This is a genomic window from Streptomyces chartreusis NRRL 3882 (genome assembly GCF_900236475.1).
Lineage (GTDB): Bacteria > Actinomycetota > Actinomycetes > Streptomycetales > Streptomycetaceae > Streptomyces > Streptomyces chartreusis_D.
The window spans coordinates 4,553,030-4,573,910 of record NZ_LT963352.1 but is presented as its reverse complement, the minus strand read 5'-3'; the positions used below and the strand labels follow the sequence as shown (position 1 = coordinate 4,573,910).

Annotated in this window: 18 protein-coding genes and 1 tRNA gene; 12 read left to right on the top strand and 7 right to left on the bottom strand. The window is 68.6% G+C overall.

Annotation, left to right across the window (positions count from 1 at the left end; all coding sequences use genetic code 11):
* Positions 1-13 precede the first annotated feature (13 nt).
* From yidC to rpmH, 4 genes are read right to left on the bottom strand one after another with little or no spacing between them, the layout of a single operon-like run.
* Positions 14-1,288 carry a membrane protein insertase YidC gene (gene yidC, locus SCNRRL3882_RS20560; RefSeq protein WP_010032715.1) on the bottom strand — a complete coding sequence of 425 codons (1,275 nt, stop codon included), beginning with the start codon at positions 1,286-1,288 and terminating at the stop codon, positions 14-16.
* 3 nt (positions 1,289-1,291) lie between these two features.
* Positions 1,292-1,666 (bottom strand): membrane protein insertion efficiency factor YidD, encoded by a 375-nt coding sequence (yidD, locus tag SCNRRL3882_RS20555; RefSeq protein WP_010032714.1) that lies wholly within the window; start codon positions 1,664-1,666, stop codon positions 1,292-1,294.
* On the bottom strand, positions 1,663-2,034 hold the full coding sequence (gene rnpA, locus SCNRRL3882_RS20550) for a ribonuclease P protein component (protein ID WP_010032713.1): 372 nt from the start codon (positions 2,032-2,034) through the stop codon (positions 1,663-1,665). The genes yidD and rnpA overlap by 4 nt, the downstream gene beginning before the upstream one ends.
* Before the next feature lie 21 nt (positions 2,035-2,055).
* Positions 2,056-2,193 carry a 50S ribosomal protein L34 gene (gene rpmH, locus SCNRRL3882_RS20545; protein ID WP_003956500.1) on the bottom strand — a complete coding sequence of 46 codons (138 nt, stop codon included), beginning with the start codon at positions 2,191-2,193 and terminating at the stop codon, positions 2,056-2,058.
* 374 nt (positions 2,194-2,567) lie between these two features.
* On the opposite strand from rpmH, the gene dnaA reads away from it, so the two are divergent.
* From dnaA to SCNRRL3882_RS20495, 9 genes are all read left to right on the top strand, one after another.
* The gene (dnaA, locus tag SCNRRL3882_RS20540) at positions 2,568-4,595 is read left to right on the top strand and encodes a chromosomal replication initiator protein DnaA (protein WP_078602705.1); all 2,028 of its coding nucleotides are present in this window, start codon (positions 2,568-2,570) and stop codon (positions 4,593-4,595) included.
* An 883-nt stretch (positions 4,596-5,478) separates the two neighbouring features.
* On the top strand, positions 5,479-6,609 hold the full coding sequence (gene dnaN, locus SCNRRL3882_RS20530; protein ID WP_010032702.1) for a DNA polymerase III subunit beta: 1,131 nt from the start codon (positions 5,479-5,481) through the stop codon (positions 6,607-6,609).
* Positions 6,610-6,797: 188 nt separating this feature from the next.
* Entirely contained in the window at positions 6,798-7,673 is an 876-nt protein-coding gene (gene gnd / locus SCNRRL3882_RS20525; RefSeq protein ID WP_102514839.1) for a phosphogluconate dehydrogenase (NAD(+)-dependent, decarboxylating), read from the top strand.
* Positions 7,674-7,710: 37 nt separating this feature from the next.
* A complete protein-coding gene (gene recF, locus SCNRRL3882_RS20520; RefSeq protein WP_010032694.1) occupies positions 7,711-8,832 on the top strand; it encodes a DNA replication/repair protein RecF in 1,122 nt (373 codons plus the stop codon).
* On the top strand, positions 8,829-9,419 hold the full coding sequence (locus SCNRRL3882_RS20515) for a DUF721 domain-containing protein (protein ID WP_010032693.1): 591 nt from the start codon (positions 8,829-8,831) through the stop codon (positions 9,417-9,419). The genes recF and SCNRRL3882_RS20515 overlap by 4 nt, the downstream gene beginning before the upstream one ends.
* A 454-nt stretch (positions 9,420-9,873) precedes the next feature.
* Positions 9,874-11,946, top strand: coding sequence for a DNA topoisomerase (ATP-hydrolyzing) subunit B (gyrB, locus tag SCNRRL3882_RS20510; RefSeq protein ID WP_029180677.1), 2,073 nt, complete (start codon positions 9,874-9,876; stop codon positions 11,944-11,946).
* A gap of 42 nt (positions 11,947-11,988) precedes the next feature.
* Positions 11,989-14,583 (top strand): DNA gyrase subunit A, encoded by a 2,595-nt coding sequence (gene gyrA / locus SCNRRL3882_RS20505; RefSeq protein WP_010032685.1) that lies wholly within the window; start codon positions 11,989-11,991, stop codon positions 14,581-14,583.
* Positions 14,584-14,601: 18 nt separating this feature from the next.
* Positions 14,602-15,414: a DUF3566 domain-containing protein gene (locus tag SCNRRL3882_RS20500; protein ID WP_010032684.1), complete on the top strand. Its 813-nt coding sequence runs from the start codon at positions 14,602-14,604 to the stop codon at positions 15,412-15,414.
* Positions 15,415-15,513: 99 nt separating this feature from the next.
* Positions 15,514-15,590: transfer RNA gene (locus tag SCNRRL3882_RS20495), tRNA-Ile, on the top strand.
* Between the two features lie 68 nt (positions 15,591-15,658).
* Here the strand turns inward: SCNRRL3882_RS20495 and SCNRRL3882_RS20490 are convergent.
* A complete protein-coding gene (locus tag SCNRRL3882_RS20490; RefSeq protein ID WP_010032683.1) occupies positions 15,659-15,790 on the bottom strand; it encodes an integrase in 132 nt (43 codons plus the stop codon).
* A gap of 299 nt (positions 15,791-16,089) precedes the next feature.
* Positions 16,090-16,500 carry a VOC family protein gene (locus tag SCNRRL3882_RS20485; protein WP_010032682.1) on the bottom strand — a complete coding sequence of 137 codons (411 nt, stop codon included), beginning with the start codon at positions 16,498-16,500 and terminating at the stop codon, positions 16,090-16,092.
* Positions 16,501-17,483: 983 nt separating this feature from the next.
* On the opposite strand from SCNRRL3882_RS20485, the gene SCNRRL3882_RS20480 reads away from it, so the two are divergent.
* Complete coding sequence (locus SCNRRL3882_RS20480; protein ID WP_040902366.1) at positions 17,484-18,392, top strand: hypothetical protein; 909 nt, start codon at positions 17,484-17,486, stop codon at positions 18,390-18,392.
* A gap of 79 nt (positions 18,393-18,471) precedes the next feature.
* Here SCNRRL3882_RS20480 and SCNRRL3882_RS20475 read toward each other — a convergent pair whose 3' ends face one another.
* Positions 18,472-18,837: a DUF6344 domain-containing protein gene (locus tag SCNRRL3882_RS20475; protein ID WP_010032677.1), complete on the bottom strand. Its 366-nt coding sequence runs from the start codon at positions 18,835-18,837 to the stop codon at positions 18,472-18,474.
* A 336-nt stretch (positions 18,838-19,173) separates the two neighbouring features.
* On the opposite strand from SCNRRL3882_RS20475, the gene SCNRRL3882_RS41810 reads away from it, so the two are divergent.
* Both SCNRRL3882_RS41810 and SCNRRL3882_RS20465 read left to right on the top strand, forming a co-directional pair.
* Positions 19,174-19,302, top strand: a complete 129-nt coding sequence (locus SCNRRL3882_RS41810; RefSeq protein ID WP_003999697.1) for a DLW-39 family protein — start codon at positions 19,174-19,176, stop codon at positions 19,300-19,302.
* A gap of 230 nt (positions 19,303-19,532) precedes the next feature.
* On the top strand, positions 19,533-20,831 hold the full coding sequence (locus tag SCNRRL3882_RS20465; RefSeq protein ID WP_010032655.1) for a hypothetical protein: 1,299 nt from the start codon (positions 19,533-19,535) through the stop codon (positions 20,829-20,831).
* Positions 20,832-20,881: the final 50 nt, after the last annotated feature.

The window sequence follows — 20,881 nt, the reverse complement described above, 5'->3', positions numbered from 1 at the left end:
GATGGACTCCTTCTTACTTCTTGGACGGGGACTTGGGCCGCTGCGGACCCTTGCGCTGTCCGGACTGGGCCTTGCTGCGGGTACCGCTCCCGGACTTCGCGCCGGACTTCTTGGCAGCGGCGGCGGGCTTGGCGTCCTCGGGCTCGTCGGACTTGGTGAGCGACGTCTTCGGCTCGGACTCCTCGGCTGCCTTGGCGGCAGCGGACTGGCGCTGTGCCTTGGTCTGCCGCTTGGGCTGCTGACGCTTCGGGGTGCCGGTGGTCGGCGTACCGTCCTCGGCCTCGACGGCGGCAGCGGTGTCGCTCTTGATCACGGTGCCGTCGGTCTGAGCGGCGAGGCCGGCCTTGCTGAGGCCGTTGATGAACTTGCGCTCGAACTCGTTGCGGTCGCGTCCCTTGGCGACGATGGCCTTCACGATGACCTTGTCACGGCGCCGGCTGACCTTGCCGTGCGTGGTGACGTGCTTGTGCAGGCGCTCCAGGTACGCGGCCTGGGCCTTGGACCCCGGGGTCGGGTTGTTGTGGATGACGTACATCTGCTGGCCCATGGTCCACACGTTGGTGGTCAGCCAGTAGACGAGGACACCGACCGGGAAGTTGATTCCGAAGACGGCGAACATGACCGGGAAGACGTACATCAGCATCTTCTGCTGCTGCATGAACGGCGTCTTCACCGTGGTGTCGACGTTCTTCGTCATCAGCTGGCGCTGCGTGAAGAACTGCGACGCCGACATCAGGACGATCATGATGGCGGTGACCACGCGGACGTCGGTGAGGGAGGCACCGAGTGCTTCCACCTTCGACGCGCTGTCGGTGAACTTCACCGCCAGCGGGGCACCGACGATGTGCGCCTTCTGCGCGCTCTCCAGGAGGCTGGTGTTGATCACGCCGATGGTGTCGTTCGACGCGATGCTGTTGAGCACGTGGTACAGGGCGAAGAAGAACGGGGACTGCGCCAGGATGGGAAGGCACGAGGAGAGCGGGTTGGTGCCCGTCTCCTTGTACAGCTTCATCATCTCTTCGGACTGACGCTGCTTGTCGTTCTTGTAGCGCTCCTGGATCTTCTTCATCTCGGGCTGGAGCGTCTGCATGGCCCGGGTCGCCTTGATCTGCTTCACGAAGAGCGGGATCAGGCAGATACGGATCAGGATCACCAGGGACACGATCGACAGGCCCCAGGCCCAGCCGGTGTCGGGGCCGAAGATGGCGCCGTACACCGAGTGGAACTGGACGATGACCCAGGAGACGGGTGTGGTGATGAAGCTGAAGAGGCTGGCAATCGTGTCCACTAATCATGCTCCTTGGGCATGGGACGGTGTCTCTGCGGCCGGGCTCGAAGGACTGGACGGACTTGTGGGAGAAGTCTGTCCCTCGGTGGCCGGGACGGCGGCGGAGGGCCCGCCCTTGCGTGCACGCCACGCGTTACGCAGCATTTCGTGCCACCGCGGGCGCTTGCGCGGCGGGACATGGTCCACACCACCCAGCGACCACGGATTGCACCGCAGGATGCGCCAGGCCGTGAGTGCCGTTCCCTTGATGGCACCGTGCCGGTCGATGGCCGTGAAGCCGTAGTGGGAGCACGACGGGTAGTACTTGCAGACCGGGCCCAGCAGCGGACTGATCGTCCACTGGTAGAGCTTGATCAGAGCAAGCAGCGGGTACTTCATCGCGCGCCCCCTCCCAGCAGCCGCTGGAGGGCGGCGTCCAGGTCTCGGGCCAGCTGTGCATGGTCGGCGTCGCCCGCACCGGGCAGCGCTCGTACCACTACCAGGCTACCGGGGGGCAGCTGGGCGACTCGGTCGCGCATCAGGTGGCGAAGCCTGCGCTTCACTTTGTTGCGTACGACCGCACCGCCCACGGCTTTGCTCACGACGAAACCCGCACGCGTCGGGGGAGCGCTCTCCCCAGGCGCATGCGGGTCCGTGGCACCGCTACGAAGGTGGACGACGAGGTACGGGCGTCCTGCCCGGCGTCCTCGCCGTACCGCGGTCGCGAAGTCCTCGCGCCGCCTCAGCCGGTTCTCGGTGGGCAGCACGACGTCATGACCTGACCGGGATCAGGCGGACAGACGGGCGCGACCCTTGCTACGGCGGGACGCGAGAATCGCGCGGCCGGCACGGGTGCGCATACGCAGCCGGAAGCCGTGGGTCTTCGCGCGACGACGGTTGTTCGGCTGGAAGGTGCGCTTGCTCACTCGGGGGCTCCAGAAGAAATCGGTAGTTGCGGGGTGCCGTCCTGGCTGTCACCGTGCGCCCACGAGTAGCTCGCAGTTACGCCCGAGTGCACCGCTTACCGATCACCCCAGTGACCTGTGCCCATCGGAGGCAGGCGGCAGCAGCCATCGACAACTCGACCTGGTTACGGTACGCGCGGCTACGCCATCCGGTCAAACCAGCAGCCGCCCGGAGACACTTGTCCACAGGCTGGGGACAACAACTTGAACCGCAGCGGCCGCCCTGACTACCGTGACGGAACTCCGATTCGTTCCCTTATCCCTGCCCCACCCGATTTACATCCCGAGCCGTCCCAGAACCACACGTTCGTGGGACCTGTGAGAGAGCGTGCCCTGTGGCTGACGTACCTGCCGATCTTGCCGCAGTGTGGCCACGCGTATTGGAGCAGCTCCTCGGGGAGGGCCGCGGCCAGGGCGTCGAGGCGAAGGACGAGCACTGGATCCGGCGCTGCCAGCCGCTCGCGCTGGTCGCGGACACCGCCCTGCTCGCCGTACCGAACGAATTCGCGAAAGGCGTCCTCGAGGGTCGGCTGGCGCCCGTCGTCAGCGAGACCCTGAGCCGCGAGTGCGGCCGCCCGATCCGGATCGCGATCACCGTCGACGACTCCGCGGGCGAGCCCCCGGCCACCACGGCGCCCCCGGCCCGTCCCCAGGGGCGTTACGAGGAGCCCGAGGTTCCGGCCGCGCGCCAGGACCGCGACGGTTATGAGGGGTACGGCCGCCACCGCGCCGACCAGTTGCCGGGAACGGCAGGCGACCATCTCCCGCCTACGCGCGGAGACCAGCTCCCCTCCCCCCGTCCCGCGTACCCGTCCGAGTACCAGCGCCCCGAGCCCGGCTCCTGGCCGCGCCCGTCGCAGGACGACTACAGCTGGCAGCAGCAGCGCCTCGGCTTCCCCGAGCGTGACCCGTACGCGTCACCGAGCCAGGACGCCTACGGCTCGCAGGACTCGTACGGAACCCAGGATTCCTACGGATCCCATGGGTCGTCGCAGGACTCCTACGGCTCACATGGACACGGCGGGTCCTATGGGTCCCGCGGTTCGCAGGACTCGTACGGCTCGTCCCCCCAGGACGCCTACGGCTCCCAGTCCCAGGACTACCGCCCGCAGCCCATGGAGCGCCCCTCCAACGAGGCGTCGCGCTCCGACTACGACACGTCACGCCCCGACTACGACCAGCGCGACCCGGTCCGCCGGGAGCTGCCCGAGCCGCCGGCCGGCTCGGGCCACGTGCACCGCGGCGGACCCGTCGGCCCGAACCTGCCCACGACCGGCGCGCCCGGCCCGCTGGCCGCGCAGCCCGCTCCGGCGACCGGCCCGGGTGAGCCCACCGCGCGGCTGAACCCGAAGTACCTCTTCGACACGTTCGTCATCGGCGCCTCCAACCGCTTCGCGCACGCGGCGGCCGTCGCTGTCGCCGAGGCACCGGCGAAGGCGTACAACCCTCTGTTCATCTACGGGGAGTCCGGGCTCGGCAAGACGCACCTGCTGCACGCGATCGGGCACTACGCGCGCAGCCTCTACCCGGGCACGCGGGTGCGGTACGTGAGCTCGGAGGAGTTCACCAACGAGTTCATCAACTCCATCCGCGACGGCAAGGGCGACAGCTTCCGCAAGCGGTACCGCGAGATGGACATCCTGCTCGTCGACGACATCCAGTTCCTGGCGGACAAGGAGTCGACGCAGGAGGAGTTCTTCCACACCTTCAACACGCTCCACAACGCCAACAAGCAGATCGTGCTGTCCTCCGACCGGCCGCCCAAGCAGCTGGTGACGCTGGAGGACCGGCTGCGGAACCGTTTCGAGTGGGGTCTGATCACCGACGTCCAGCCGCCCGAGCTGGAGACGCGTATCGCGATCCTCCGCAAGAAGGCGGTGCAGGAGCAGCTGAACGCGCCGCCCGAGGTGCTGGAGTTCATCGCGTCCCGGATCTCGCGCAACATCCGCGAGCTGGAGGGCGCGCTGATCCGGGTCACGGCGTTCGCCTCGCTCAACCGGCAGCCGGTCGACCTGGGCCTGACGGAGATCGTCCTCAAGGACCTGATCCCCGGCGGCGAGGACTCGGCCCCCGAGATCACGTCCACGGCGATCATGGGCGCGACGGCGGACTACTTCGGCTTGACCGTCGAGGACCTGTGCGGCACCTCGCGCGGCCGCGCCCTCGTCACCGCCCGGCAGATCGCCATGTACCTGTGCCGTGAGCTCACGGACCTGTCGCTGCCGAAGATCGGCGCGCTGTTCGGCGGCCGCGACCACACGACGGTCATGCACGCCGACCGCAAGATCCGCAATCTGATGGCCGAGCGCCGCTCGATCTACAACCAGGTCACCGAGCTGACCAACCGCATCAAGAACGGCTGACACAGCCGGGTCGTACGACGCCCAGGGCGCCCCCGGAGCAGGTTTTCCGGGGGCGCCCTTCCTCATGTCGCGGTCGGCCTTCGTCAGGTCGCGGTCGCCGGCTGTTCGAATACCTGCCGGGTTACGGCCACTCTCCACAGATTCGGCGACTTTTTCCCGTCCACACCCTGGGGACCGGGAAGTTGTCCAGACTGTGTCCACAGGGGCCTCTGTTGAAGGACCATCAGACCAGCTCAGTGGCATGTGGATTCGTGGACGAACGATCTCCACAGACTGTGGACAGCGCGGGCATCCACAGGCTGTGCATCGAGTTGTCCACCGGCAACCCACAGGTTGAGGCCGGTTGTCCCCAGCGATCCCCAGCTTCTCCACATCGCTGTCCACTGTTCGGCAACGCGACGCGCCTCCTCACCGGGTCGAGTGAAAGGCGTCACACGAAGGTGCCGGGTTGGGCTGTGGGAAAGGTGGGTAAAGCTGGGGACGGCACTGGGGAGAACTCGCCTCACCCTGTGCACGGGGTGTGCAGAACTTTCTGTTCTCCACAGAGACCCCTGGTTGTCCACCGCCGTCACCCACAGGACCGGTGGACAAAATTCCTGCTCTGAGCTGGGCAAACGTGGTTATCCACGGTATCCACAGGCCCTACTACTACTCCCGACTAGAGAGAGCTGGGAATTCGTTTCGAAGCGGGCCCTGTGCACAACTCGCCCTCCGGCGCCCGACCGCCCCTCGTCACGACTTGACCCCGAGAGGCACCTACTGTCAGTGCGGTGCGTCAGACTGGTCCCCGGTGTCCTCCCCATCCCGGGGGCCGTCGACACCGACACAGACGACGAGGGCCAGGCAGAGCGAGAAGCGCCGGCAACAGCAGGAGGCGGCAACAGTGAAGATCCGGGTGGAACGCGACGTACTCGCGGAGGCAGTGGCCTGGGCGGCACGCAGCCTCCCGGCCCGTCCGCCGGCGCCTGTCCTCGCCGGCCTGCTGCTGAAGGCCGAGGACGGCCAGCTGAGCCTGTCCAGCTTCGACTACGAGGTCTCCGCGCGTGTTTCCGTGGAGGCCGAGGTCGAGGAGGAGGGCACGGTGCTGGTCTCCGGCCGCCTCCTCGCCGACATCTGCCGTGCCCTCCCCAACCGGCCGGTGGAGATTTCCACAGACGGTGTACGGGCGACCGTGGTCTGCGGCTCCTCCCGGTTCACACTCCACACCCTGCCTGTGGAGGAGTACCCGGCGCTGCCGCAGATGCCGAACGCGACGGGCACGGTCCCCGGCGAGGTCTTCGCCTCCGCCGCCGCCCAGGTGGCGATCGCCGCCGGACGTGACGACACGCTGCCCGTCCTCACGGGCGTCCGCATCGAGATCGAGGGCGACACCGTCACGCTGGCGTCCACCGACCGCTACCGCTTCGCGGTCCGCGAGTTCCTGTGGAAGCCGGAGAACCCGGAGGCCTCCGCGGTCGCCCTGGTGCCCGCCAAGACGCTGCTGGACACCGCCAAGGCCCTGACGAGCGGCGACCAGGTCACCCTGGCGCTGTCCGGCTCGGGCTCCGGCGAGGGCCTGATCGGCTTCGAGGGCGCCGGCCGCCGTACGACGACCCGCCTGCTGGAGGGCGACCTCCCGAAGTACCGCACGCTGTTCCCGACGGAGTTCAACAGCGTCGCCGTGATCGAGACCGCCCCCTTCGTGGAGGCCGTCAAGCGAGTGGCCCTGGTCGCCGAGCGGAACACCCCGGTGCGGCTCAGCTTCGAGCAGGGCGTGCTCATCCTGGAGGCCGGCTCCAGCGACGACGCACAGGCTGTGGAAAGGGTCGACGCCCAGCTGGAGGGCGACGACATCTCGATCGCCTTCAACCCGACGTTCCTGCTGGACGGCCTGAGCGCCATCGACTCCCCGGTCGCGCAGCTGTCCTTCACGACGTCCACCAAGCCGGCGCTGCTCAGCGGCAAGCCGGCGCTGGACGCCGAGGCGGACGAGGCCTACAAGTACCTGATCATGCCGGTGCGGCTCAGCGGCTGAGGCACACCGTTTCGGCGGCGGTTGTCCACAGGCTGAGGACGAAGCCGCCGGTAAAGCCGCAGGTGAGGGGCTACGACTGAGCGCGTATGCCCACAGATGTGCGCGAGCGTCCGGGTTTAGGCTCGGACGCGGGTACGAAAGTGCCGCAACGCCACGTCGGACACCTGCAAACCTAAGGAACACAACTGATGGAGCTCGGTCTCGTCGGCCTCGGCAAGATGGGCGGCAACATGCGCGAGCGGATACGCCGCGCGGGCCACACCGTCTTCGGATACGACCGCAACCCGGACCTCGCCGATGTCCACAGCCTGCCGGAGCTCGTGGGCAAGCTCAGCGGCCCGCGCGTGATCTGGGTGATGGTCCCGGCAGGCGAGCCCACGCAGTCCACCATCGACGAGCTGGCCGAACTGCTGGAGCCCGGCGACGTCGTCGTGGACGGCGGCAACTCCCGCTGGACCGACGACGAGAAGCACGCGGAGGAGCTGGCGGCCAAGGGCATCGGCTTCGTCGACTGTGGTGTCTCCGGCGGCGTCTGGGGCCTGGAGAACGGTTACGCGCTGATGTACGGCGGCGACGCGGAGAACGTCGCCAAGGTGCGGCCGGTCTTCGACGCCCTCAAGCCGGAGGGCGACTTCGGCTCGGTGCACGCGGGCAAGGTCGGCGCGGGCCACTTCGCGAAGATGGTCCACAACGGCATCGAGTACGCGATGATGCAGGCCTACGCCGAGGGCTGGGAGCTGCTGGAGAAGGTCGACTCCGTGACCGACGTCAGGGAGGTCTTCCGCTCCTGGCAGGAGGGCACGGTCATCCGCTCCTGGCTGCTCGACCTCGCGGTCAACGCGCTCGACGAGGACGAGCACCTGGACAAGCTCCGGGGTTATGCACAGGACTCCGGCGAGGGACGCTGGACTGTGGAAGCCGCGATCGACCACGCGGTGCCGCTGCCGGCGATCACCGCGTCGCTGTTCGCGCGGTTCGCCTCCCGTCAGGAGGACTCGCCCCAGATGAAGATGATCGCGGCGCTGCGGAACCAGTTCGGCGGCCACGCGGTCGAGACCAAGTAAGCAACACCCGACGGTTGGGGAGGTCGGCGAAACGACCATGCACGTCACGCATCTGTCGCTGGCCGACTTCCGCTCGTACCCCCGGGTCGAGGTCCCGCTCGACCCGGGGGTGACGGCCTTCGTCGGCCCGAACGGGCAGGGCAAGACCAACCTCGTCGAGGCCGTCGGCTATCTCGCCACCCTCGGCAGCCACCGCGTCTCCTCCGACGCCCCCCTGGTCCGCATGGGCGCCGAGCGCGCGATCATCCGGGCCCAGGTGCGGCAGGGCGACCGGCAGCAACTGGTCGAGCTGGAGCTGAACCCGGGGCGCGCCAACCGGGCCCGGATCAACAGGTCCTCGCAGGTCAAGCCGCGTGACGTGCTGGGGATCGTGCGGACCGTGCTGTTCGCCCCCGAGGATCTCGCCCTGGTCAAGGGCGACCCCGGTGAGCGGCGCCGCTTCCTCGACGAGCTGATCACCGCCCGTTCCCCGCGTATGGCCGGAGTCCGCTCCGACTACGACCGGGTCCTCAAGCAGCGCAACACCCTCCTGAAGTCGGCCGCGCTCGCCCGTCGGCACGGCGGCCGCAGCATGGACATGTCCACGCTCGACATCTGGGACCAGCATCTCGCCCGCGCGGGTGCCGAGTTGCTCGCCCAGCGCCTGGACCTGATCGCCGCCGTCCAGCCGCTCGCCGACAAGGCGTACGAGCAGCTCGCCCCCGGCGGCGGCCCGATCGCCCTGGAGTACAAGCCGTCCGCCCCGGGCGAGGCGCACACCCGTGAGGACCTGTTCGAGCAACTGATGGCCGCGCTCGCCGAGGCCCGCAAGCAGGAGATCGAGCGCGGCGTCACCCTGGTCGGCCCGCACCGGGACGACCTGCTGCTCAAGCTCGGCCAGCTGCCCGCCAAGGGCTACGCCTCCCACGGCGAGTCCTGGTCCTACGCCCTGGCCCTGCGCCTGGCCTCGTACGACCTGCTCAGAGCCGAGGGCAACGAGCCGGTGCTGGTGCTCGACGACGTCTTCGCCGAGCTGGACACCCGCCGCCGTGAGCGCCTCGCCGAGCTGGTCGCGCCCGGCGAGCAGGTCCTGGTGACCGCCGCGGTCGACGACGACGTCCCGCATGTGCTGTCCGGGGTGCGGTTCGCCGTGTCCGAGGGGACGGTGGAGCGCGTATGACGCAGAACACACCGGAGAACACACCGGACAGCGCACGGGGGAACGCAGCGGAGAGCCCGTCCGGGAAGGCCCCCGGGCCCCGGACCCCCGAGCCGTCCGGCGTCGACCTCGCGCGCGTGGCGCTCCGCGCCGCCAAGGAAGCCGCACGCGCGCGCGGCGACGCGGCGCAGCAGAAGAAGCAGGCGCGCCGCGGCGGACTGCGCTCCGGCGCGCGCGCCGACGGCCGCGACCCCATGGCGCTCGGCTCCGCGATCAACAGGCTGATCAGCGAGCGCGGCTGGGAGGCCCCGGCCGCGGTGGGCGGGGTGATGGGCCGCTGGCCGCAGATCGTCGGCGAGGACGTGGCCAAGCACTGTGTTCCGGAGAGGTACGACGAGGACGAGCACGTCCTGTCCGTGCGCTGCGACTCGACGGCCTGGGCGACGAACCTCCGGCTGCTCGCCCCGACCCTGGTCGCGCGCCTCAACGAGGACCTGGGCCACGGCACGGTGAAGCTGATCAAGGTGCAGGGCCCCGGGGCGCCCAACCGCCGCTACGGCCCGTTGCGCGCCCCCGGGAGCACCGGCCCCGGCGACACCTACGGCTGACGAGAGCCTCCTCCCCGAGGCTGTCCGCAGGCCCCGTGAGGGCCCCGTCGACGCCTGTTTCCCACCGATCGACAGCAAGTGACCGACATCACAAAAGTGGCCGTCGGTGGCCTGCCCGGAGCGCCGGCGCCCCTCTCTTCGCACCCCCGCACACGGTTGCGAATCGCGACCTGACTCCGAAGTAGCCAAGGGTTGACGGCCGGAAGCGCTGAGTGGCTCCGTGAGCCTCTTGGAGCCCCCATCCGCATATCGGGAGTCGGGGAAGACCGGTTGAGGGCGGCACATGCGGACTCAGGTACCGGCAAACCCCCATCAGTGTCAGTGCTACCGGTAGACTGGAGGCAATCCCGCCCCAATCGTGGGGACCGTCCGGGAAAAGCTGAGCAACGCTGATCAAGGCTTACCAACGCAACATGCCGCAGCCGCTCCGGCAACCCGCCGACGAGCCTGGCTCGTGCTGTGCCAGAAAGGGCGCTTCGTGGCCGATTCCGGCAACCCCAACGAGAACAACCCGTCCGTCGAGGCCATGGCTGGAGTCGCCGAGGCCTCAGTCACTGCTTCGTACGACGCCAGTGCCATCACCGTCCTCGAGGGTCTGGACGCGGTCCGCAAGCGACCGGGTATGTACATCGGTTCGACCGGTGAGCGCGGCCTGCACCACCTGGTGCAGGAGGTCGTCGACAACTCCGTCGACGAGGCGCTGGCGGGTTACGCGGACACGATCGACGTGACGATCCTGGCCGACGGCGGCGTGCGGGTCGTCGACAACGGCCGCGGCATCCCGGTGGGCATCGTGCCGTCCGAGGGCAAGCCGGCCGTCGAGGTCGTGCTGACAGTCCTGCACGCGGGCGGCAAGTTCGGCGGCGGCGGGTACGCGGTCTCCGGCGGTCTGCACGGCGTCGGCGTCTCCGTGGTGAACGCCCTGTCGACGAAGGTCGCCGTCGAGGTCAAGACCGACGGCTACCGCTGGACGCAGGACTACAAGCTGGGTGTCCCGACCGCTCCGCTCGCCAAGCACGAGGCCACGGAGGAGCACGGCACCTCGGTCACCTTCTGGGCCGACCCGGACATCTTCGAGACCACCGACTACTCCTTCGAGACGCTCTCGCGGCGCTTCCAGGAGATGGCGTTCCTCAACAAGGGTCTGAGGATCAAGCTCACCGACGAGCGCGAGTCGGCCAAGGCGACGTCAGGTGCGGACGAGGCGGGTGCCGACGAGAAGGCCGAGGTCAAGTCGGTCGACTACCACTACGAGGGTGGCATCGTCGACTTCGTGAAGTACCTCAACTCCCGCAAGGGAGACGTGGTGCACCCCACCGTCATCGACCTGGAGGCGGAGGACAAGGAGAAGCTCCTGTCCCTCGAGGTCGCGATGCAGTGGAACAGCAGCTACACCGAGGGCGTGTACTCCTTCGCGAACATCATCCACACCCACGAGGGCGGTACGCACGAAGAGGGTTTCCGTGCCGCGCTGACCTCGCTGATCAACAAGTACGCGCGCGACAAGAAGCTGCTGCGCGAGAAGGACGACAACCTCACGGGTGACGACATCCGCGAGGGTCTGACCGCGATCATCTCGGTGAAGCTGAGCGAGCCGCAGTTCGAGGGCCAGACCAAGACCAAGCTGGGCAACACCGAGGTGAAGACCTTCGTCCAGAAGGTCGTCTACGAGCACCTCGCGGACTGGCTGGACCGCAACCCGAACGAGGCGGCGGACATCATCCGCAAGGGCATCCAGGCGGCCACCGCGCGCGTGGCGGCCCGCAAGGCGCGGGACCTGACGCGTCGTAAGGGCCTGCTGGAGACCGCGTCCCTGCCGGGCAAGCTCTCCGACTGCCAGTCGAACGACCCCACCAAGTGCGAGATCTTCATCGTCGAGGGTGACTCCGCCGGCGGCTCGGCCAAGTCCGGCCGGAACCCGGAGTACCAGGCGATCCTCCCGATCCGCGGCAAGATCCTCAACGTGGAGAAGGCGCGGATCGACAAGATCCTGCAGAACCAGGAGATCCAGGCGCTGATCTCCGCCTTCGGTACCGGAGTCCACGAGGACTTCGACATCGAGAGGCTGCGCTACCACAAGATCATCCTGATGGCGGACGCCGACGTCGACGGCCAGCACATCAACACCCTGCTGCTGACCTTCCTGTTCCGCTTCATGCGGCCGCTGGTCGAGGCCGGGCACGTGTTCCTGTCGCGTCCCCCGCTCTACAAGATCAAGTGGGGTCGGGACGAGGTCGAGTACGCGTACTCCGACCGCGAGCGCGACGCGCTGCTGGAGATCGGCCGTCAGCGCGGCAAGCGCGTCAAGGAGGACTCGATCCAGCGCTTCAAGGGTCTCGGTGAGATGAACGCCGAGGAGCTGCGCATCACGACCATGGACCAGGAGCACCGCGTCCTCGGTCAGGTCACGCTCGACGACGCCGCCCAGGCCGACGACCTGTTCTCGGTCCTCATGGGTGAGGACGTCGAGGCCCGCCGCGCGTTCATCCAGCGCAACGCCAAGGACGTCCGCTTCCTCGACATCTGAGTCGGTCTCAGCTGACCGCACCAGGAAGGACCTTCACCAGCAATGACCGACGAGAACACTCCCGTGACGACGCCCGAGGGTGACGCCCTGGCCATGCGCGTCGAGCCCGTCGGGCTCGAGACGGAGATGCAGCGCTCGTACCTCGACTACGCGATGTCCGTCATCGTCTCGCGTGCGCTGCCGGACGTCCGCGACGGCCTCAAGCCCGTCCACCGCCGCGTGCTGTACGCCATGTACGACGGCGGCTACCGCCCCGAGCGCGGCTTCTACAAGTGCGCCCGCGTCGTCGGCGACGTCATGGGCAACTACCACCCGCACGGCGACTCCTCCATCTACGACGCCCTCGTGCGCCTCGCCCAGTCGTGGTCGATGCGCATGCCGCTCGTCGACTCCAACGGCAACTTCGGCTCCCCGGGCAACGACCCGGCGGCGGCGATGCGGTACACCGAGTGCAAGATGGCGCCGCTGTCGATGGAGATGGTCCGTGACATCGACGAGGAGACCGTCGACTTCACGGACAACTACGACGGCCGCTCCCAGGAGCCGACCGTCCTGCCGGCCCGCTTCCCGAACCTGCTGATCAACGGCTCGGCCGGCATCGCGGTCGGCATGGCGACCAACATCCCGCCGCACAACCTGCGCGAGGTCGCCGCCGGGGCGCAGTGGTACCTGGAGAACCCCGAGGCGTCCCACGAGGAGCTCCTGGACGCGCTGATCGAGCGCATCAAGGGCCCGGACTTCCCGACCGGCGCGCTCGTCGTCGGCCGCAAGGGCATCGAGGAGGCGTACCGCACCGGCCGCGGCTCCATCACCATGCGCGCGGTCGTCGCGGTCGAGGAGATCCAGAACCGCCAGTGCCTGGTGGTCACGGAACTGCCGTACCAGGTCAACCCGGACAACCTCGCCCAGAAGATTGCCGACCTGGTCAAGGACGGCAAGATCGGCGGCATCGCGGACGTCCGCGACGAGACCTCCTCCCGCACCGGCCAGCGCCTGGTCATCGTGCTGAAGCGGGACGCGGTCGCCAAGGTCGTGCTGAACAACCTCTACAAGCACACCGACCTGCAGACGAACTTCGGCGCCAACATGCTGGCGCTGGTGGACGGCGTGCCGCGCACGCTCTCGCTCGACGCGTTCATCCGCCACTGGGTGACCCACCAGATCGAGGTCATCGTCCGCCGTACGCGCTTCCGGCTGCGCAAGGCCGAGGAGCGCGCGCACATCCTGCGCGGTCTGCTGAAGGCCCTGGACGCCATCGACGAGGTCATCGCGCTGATCCGGCGCAGCGACACCGTCGACATCGCGCGCGGCGGCCTGATGAGCCTCCTGGAGATCGACGAGATCCAGGCCAACGCCATCCTCGAGATGCAGCTGCGCCGACTGGCCGCCCTGGAGCGCCAGAAGATCGTCCAGGAGCACGACGAACTCCAGGCGAAGATCAACGAGTACAACGAGATCCTGGCCTCCCCGGTCCGTCAGCGCGGCATCGTCAGCGCGGAGTTGGCCGCGATCGTCGAGAAGTACGGCGACGACCGCAAGACCAAGCTGATCCCCTACGAGGGCGACATGTCCATCGAGGACCTGATCGCCGAGGAGGACATCGTCGTCACGGTCACCCGGGGCGGCTACATCAAGCGCACCAAGACCGACGACTACCGCGCCCAGAAGCGCGGCGGCAAGGGCGTCCGCGGCACGAAGCTCAAGGAAGACGACATCGTCGACCACTTCTTCGTGTCCACGACGCACCACTGGCTGCTGTTCTTCACCAACAAGGGCCGCGTCTACCGCGTCAAGGGCTACGAACTGCCCGACGCCGGCCGGGACGCACGCGGCCAGCACGTCGCGAACCTGCTCGCCTTCCAGCCGGACGAGGCGATCGCCGAGATCCTGGCGATCCGCGACTACGAGGCGGTTCCGTACCTCGTTCTCGCCACCAAGGCCGGACTTGTGAAGAAGACGCCTCTGAAGGATTACGATTCGCCGCGTTCCGGCGGTGTGATCGCGATCAACCTCCGTTCGATGGAGGACGGTTCGGACGACGAACTGATCGGAGCCGAACTGGTCTCGTCGGACGACGATCTGCTTCTGATCAGCAAAAAGGCACAGTCGATCAGGTTCACAGCGTCCGACGAAACCCTGCGTCCCATGGGCCGCGCCACCTCGGGCGTCAAGGGCATGAGCTTCCGCGAGGGCGACGAGCTGCTCTCGATGAATGTTGTTCGACCCGGTACGTTCGTGTTCACTGCCACCGACGGCGGGTACGCGAAGCGGACCAACGTCGACGAGTACCGCGTCCAGGGTCGCGGCGGCCTCGGCATCAAGGCCGCCAAGATCGTGGAGGACCGTGGATCTCTCGTCGGCGCGCTGGTGGTCGAGGAGACCGACGAGATCCTCGCCATCACGCTGGGCGGCGGTGTGATTCGTACGCGAGTCAACGAGATCAGGGAAACCGGCCGTGACACCATGGGCGTCCAACTGATCAATCTGGGCAAGCGCGATGCCGTCGTCGGCATCGCACGCAACGCCGAGGCGGGACGCGAGGCGGAGGAGGTCGACGGCGACGTGGTCGTCGACGAGACCGCCGAAGGTGCCGCGACCACCGGCACGGACGAGGGTGAGGTGCCCTCGCCCGAGTAGCACGAGGAGTGAGTCAGCGTGAGCGGAGCCACGGGCGCCGGACCGACCGGTACCTCGAAGGGTACGGACACGGACGACGGCGGCCGTGGCTCCGCCGCGCGTGCGGCGGACCCGCACACGACCAACCTGAAGGCGATCAAGTCCCCGACCAAGGACTCGCCCTCGCCTGACACGCATGGATCACAGGGGGGAACTGTGACGGACACCAGAGGTCCGCAGACCCAGCAGCAGACCGCTGGAGCGGGCCCGTCCGCGTCCGGCGCCCAGCCGCAGCCCGAGCCGGCCGCGCAGGAGCAGGGCACCGCCGGACAGACGGCCTCCCCCCTGCCGGGGGAACGGCAGGCACAGCAGCAGGCCGGGCCGTACCACCCGCCGCAGGCCTACCCGGCGCAGCCGGCGGCGGCCGGTGCCGGCGCCGCTGCCGTACGGCGTCCGCGCACGGGTGCGCGCACCACGCCGCGCGTCCGCAAGGCCCGCCTGCGCGTGGCCAAGGCCGACCCGTGGTCGGTGATGAAGGTCAGCTTCCTGCTCTCCATCGCCCTGGGCATCTGCACGATCGTGGCGGCCGCCGTGCTGTGGATGGTGATGGACGCGATGGGCGTCTTCTCCACGGTCGGCGGCACGATCTCCGAGGCGACCGGCTCCAACGAGTCGAACGGCTTCGACCTCCAGGCCTTCCTGTCGCTGCCCAACGTCCTGATGTTCACGTCGATCATCGCGGTCATCGACGTCGTCCTGGCTACGGCTCTCGCGACGCTCGGCGCGTTCATCTACAACCTCTCCGCGGGCTTCGTGGGCGGTGTGGAGCTGACGCTCGCCGAGGACGAGTGACGTCCTTTGACGTTGTCCCGACAACCGATTTTGGGACTGCCCATGTCGTGCGCTAATCTTCAGGGGTCAGCGCGCGGGACACACACCGCAGAGCGCGGCGGGGCTATAGCTCAGTTGGTTAGAGCGCATCCCTGATAAGGATGAGGCCACAGGTTCAAATCCTGTTAGCCCCACCAGCGAGAAGACCCCCAGTCGATACGGCTGGGGGTCTTTTGACACCTACGGTTGACACCAACAGCGGTGGTCAGCCGATGAGCGGATCTTCCAGCAGCTCCGCGAGCATGCCGACCGCTTCCCGCTCACTGTCGCCGACCACGTGCGTGTAGACGTCCATGGTCATGCTGATCTGGCTGTGCCGGAGGATCGCCTGAGCCACCGTGGGGTGCCTTCAGGAAGGCGAGCAGGGTGTCGCAGGTGTGCCGGGCGAGCCGGACCGTGATGGCGGGGGCGCCGTTCGCGAGTGCCGGCGGAGTAGTGGCGTGCGCGGGGGAGCTCCCATCCTGCCCGCCATCGACCCAGGCAGAGCCGAGCAGACGCGGCCCATGGCGTCCAGGTCGTTCGTACAGTGGCGCGCTCCACCTGGACGCCAGGGACCACGCCCGCTCCACGGTTTGTGGGTCGACGGCAGACGGGATGGGAGCTGGGACGAGTGGTGGTGAGGAAGTGGGCGGCTAATTAGTCGCGCTTGGGCCAGATCGGGCCCTGGTCGGTCCAGATGACGCCCTTGTTGCGGCACAGGCAGAAGGGATGGCCGATCGGGTCGGTGTAGACCTGCCAGCCGTAGCCGTTGGGGCCGATGAAGTCCTGCCTCAGCGTCGCGCCGAGGTCGAGGACGCGGCGCTGCTCGGACTCGATCTCGTCCACTTCGAAGTCGAGGTGGAACTGCTTGGGGTGCTCGGTGTCGGGCCACTGCGGAGCGCGGTAGTCATCCACCCGGATGAATGCCAGCTCGATCTCGCCGAACTGGATGCCAGCCCAGTCCGCGGAGCTGCCTTTCTTGATCGGACGGCCCGTCACCTCGGAGTAGAAAGCCGCCAGCTTCATCGTGTCCGGGCAGTCGACAATGAAATCGGTGAGTCGCAGCATCCCGCGATCTTGTCACAAGCTCACCCCCGAGCCCCGTTCACCAGGAGCGGCCAGGTTTGTACCGCAGGTGCGGATCAGCAGCAGACTTCGGCGGAGCCGCTTAGTAGGCTGTGTTGGGTTTGTCATGAGCGTCCCTCATCGCTGACACCAGTACCTGACACCAACAAGGCCGGACAGCGGCGTACACCGCCGAGCCTCGACGGACAGCCAGTCGAGGCGGGAGACGAGTTGGCCGATGTTCCAGGGGTCCCATGATCGACCTGATAAGGATGAGGCCACAGGTTCGAATCCTGTTAGCCCCACATCGGCAAAGCGCCAGGTGAGAAGCCCGGTAGGTCTCCAGGACTACCGGGCTTCTACATGTGTTGATCTTGTTGCCCCGCTATTGCCCCGCAAATCCTCCACCCCCTGTCGCCCGGCGCATGTCGCGGTCCGGGCAAGCGACCGGGTGGGTTCCTCAGCCGTCCTGCCCGGGAGGCATCTCCCCGAGCGGAGGGACGACCACGGCTCCAGCAGGGACGACTGCGTTGGGGGGAGGGATGACCACGGCTCCAGGAGGGACGACGACGTTGGGCGGAGGGACGACCACGGCGGGTGGGGTAGGTGGTTCGGGTTGGGCGTGGGCGGCCGTCGTGCCCACGATGGAGAGGGCACCGGTCAAAGCCAAAGCGGCGGCTGCGGCGATGGTAGGCAGACGCATTGGTTTACTCCCTGTGTCGACGGTCGGGACGTGTCCAGCACATCTCTCGCTCCCCGACCGCGCATGCGCTGTTGGGCCGCCTGGGGGCGTCTGTACTCGTTCGTCCTGCCCCGCTTGCGTCGTGCGACTTCGTGGGGGACAGGGGATCGGGAAGTACCCCGGGAAGCGCGTGCGTTGCCTATGAGGCTCCTGTGACGCTTGCCGACGTCCCAGCGCTTCTTGAGTGAGGCCGGCCGGCCTCCCCGGAGTCATTCCCTTGGGGGGAACCTTGACGAGAAGCACCATGCCCAGACGCGTCCTGGCCCGGACGGTGGGGGTTGTCGCGGCGATGGCCGCGCTCGCGGTCGCACCGCTGGCGGGCACCGCGCAGGCCTACAGCGCGGCGTCGGGAACGCTGAGCTTCAGCGGCGACGCGGGTGAGCCCATATCCGGAGGTCAGTCGTACGAGTACACGGCTGGAGCGGTCCAGATGTTCGACGTCCAGGGCAGCACGGACGGGAACAGCCTGACCGTCGCGGTGGACGCGGAGCAGGGCACGCTCTGGCGGCTCATCGTCGCCGCCCCCGACGGTCAGAAGCTGACCGAGGGCACCACGTACACCGGGGCGAAGCAGTGGCCCGACGCCCAGCCGGAGGATCCGGAACTGGTGTTCAGCGGGACCGACAACGGGACCGAGAAGTGGTGCAACACCAACTCCGGTTCCTTCACCATCGAGCACATCGCCTTCGGCCCCTACGGCTACATCAGCGAGCTCGACGCCACCTTCGAGCAGTACTGCAACGGCTCGACGGTGCCGCTGCGCGGTGCGGTGCACGCGGTCATGCCCGAGCCTCCGGCCGAACTGGCCATGGGGATGACCGTCGACCCCGAGGGCACGGTGGAGGTGCCGGAGGGGCGGGTCACCGTCGGCGGCACCGTGACGTGCAACAAGCCCGCGAGCGTTTCGCTCAACGGGCAGGTCTTCCAGATCCAGAAGAAGGGGACGCCGGGCGCGTCCTACCAGACGACCGTGGCCTGCACCCCGGGTGCGCCCGTCCCCTGGTCGGTCAGCCTCACCAGCCAGGAGCCCGGCACCTCGTTCCAGCCCGGTGCCGCGACGATACGCAGCAGGGCCCGGGCGGACGACCGGGACTACCCGGTGACGGTCGACACCGGACAGCAGGAGTCACAGGTCACGCTCTCCAAGGGCTGACATCACTCGTCGAAGAAGGCCCGGCGGCTCCTGGGAGCCGCCGGGCCTGTACGCGGATCGCCGGGAGATGCCGGTGATCTCAGCGCTGGAGCGGAGTGAGATGGTCCGCCGGGTCGGCCTCGGTGTCGTCGACGGGGCAGTGGGCGGTGGGGGACGCCGTCGTATCCGCGAGCGTGCGGTGGCGGCAGCTGGGGGACTTGCCGTGGGCCTCGGCGTGGATGCGCTGTTTCATCGTGGGGGGCAGGGCCCTGGCGTAGGACAAGGACCTGGGGGCGGCCGCCGCCGGTGCCGTCCGCTGCTGCGGGATGAGCGCGCTGTTGCGCTCCTGCTCGGTCTGCGGTACCGCCGCCGCGGCGGTCGTGGTGACGAATCCGAGCGCCGTGCACAGGGCGAGGAAGGCGGTGACGATGGCGGTCCAGAGCTTCATGACCTTGTTCCGGGCCATAACCCCTCACTTTCGGGTCGGGCGATTTGCGTACTTTCCTCATGATGTGTATGGGGGCCGAGAAGTGGTGGACCGACGCCCGTGGCGCGTCGATGTTCGGATGAACACCACCCGGATGGGCGCAAGAGGTGCGAAAAGGTGAGGAAAGGGGCGAGAGGGGTCGAAGTAACCGTCGGTCGGCGTGTGATCACTCTCCGGTTGGAGTGGCGGACTCCGCTGCTATCGCGGTTCCCCGGACGGGAGTTGAGGGCCGACTCAGGTCACCGATCGGTATCGGTCGGTGTGTATAGTCGGGCGCCAGAGGTCCCCTACGTCAAGGAAAGACGAGGTCGCGCGGTGAAGAAGCTTCTCCTGGTCGCACTGGCCGCCATCGGCGGGCTCCTCGTGTACCGCCAGATCCAGGCGGATCGCGCCGAGCAGGATCTGTGGACGGAGGCGACTGACTCCGTGCCCACGGGTTCGTGAGTCACGACATCCCATACCGAGCACACCCCGGCCGCCTCGCGGTCGGGGTTTTGTGTGTTTGCGCGGACGGCGGGGTGCCGGGCGCGGCGGCGGGGCAGGATGGGCCACGGTTCCACGGTTCGAGGGCGCACGGCGGTTCTGCGGTCCGGTGACGGGAGGGGTGGCGCGTGAGGGGACGGTGTCGTACGGCGTGGGGGCGTGCGGGCGCGTGGCGCGGCCGTCGTCCGTCGGTGCTCGTGCGCCTGGGCGTCGTGGCGGTGGTGCTGGGTACGACGGCCGCCGTGGTGCCCGGCCAGGCCGCCCCGGCCGCCGCCGGGGCGTCCGGTACGGCGGCTCAGTCGCCGAGTCCGTACGCCTTCGCCGACGACGCCCGGCACATCGAGGGGGCGAGGAGCACCGCTGACGCCGTGGCGCTGACGCCCGGCACGGCCTACAAGAGCTCCCTCCCGAGCAGCGGCAAGGTCAGTTACCGCCTCCAGCTCGACGCCACCTCGAACGCGTACGTCTCCGTCACGGCCGTCCCCTCCCCCGGCAGTACCGTCTCCGTCATCGACGGGCTCAAGGTGTCCGTGCAGGACGACGACGGCGCCCCCTGTTCCGTCGACACGGCGAGCTTCGGCGCCGCCCGCAGTCCGCACCCGATCGCGGCATGGGGCCGGCGCGAGATCTCGCCCACCAAGCCGCTGTGCCGGGAGGCCGGGGCCTACTACGTGTCCGTCGAGCGCGTCGACCCGAAGGGCGAGGGCTCCTCGCCCGACGCCTGGGACCTGGAACTCGTCGCGATGACGGAGCCCCGGACGGCGAAGACCGGGCCGACCAGCGCACCCGAGGTGTGGAACTCCGCCTCGCCCGAGCCGCTCCAAGGGGAGGCGGAGGACCGCCGGGGCGGTGCGGGGTTCGCCGGGGCGACCCCGCTGGACCAGGGGGTCTGGCGGGACGACATCCGGCCCGGCGAGACGCTCTTCTACGAGGTGCCGGTCGACTGGGGCCAGCAGCTCCACGTCACCGCCGACCTGGGCAGCTCGGCCTCCGGCGGCACCGGCTACGCGCCCGACGCGCTGGACCTGGCCCTGTACAACCCGGCGCGCGGCCCCGTCGCCGACGTGGGCGTCGGCTACGACGGCGGCCAGAAGTCCGGCAGCCTGCCCATCCTGCCGCCGGTCGACCACGCCAACCGCTACGCCGCCGTCGGCCGGGTCGCTGCGGTGCGCTTCGCCGGCTCCTATTACCTCGTCGCCCACCTCGCCGAGAGCGTCGCCGACACCTTCGGGGACGGGCCGTTCCCGATGACATTGCGGGTCCGGGTGAGCGGGGCGGCGCGGGGCGGGCCCGACTACGTGGGCGAGTCCGAGCCGAAGGGTGTCTTCGAGGTCTCGGACCAGGACCGGGAGGCGGCGGCCGAGGGCGTGGCCGGAGGTGACGACACGGCGATGCGGGTCGTCGCGGTAGGCGGCATCGGCACGGGGAGCGCGCTGCTGGTGGGGCTCGGGGTGTGGACCGTGGTGGCTCGGCGGAGGAGCACCGGGTAGGCGCCGGGTGAGGGAGCCGGGCGGCCGCCCGGGCTGGTGCTCACGCGTGC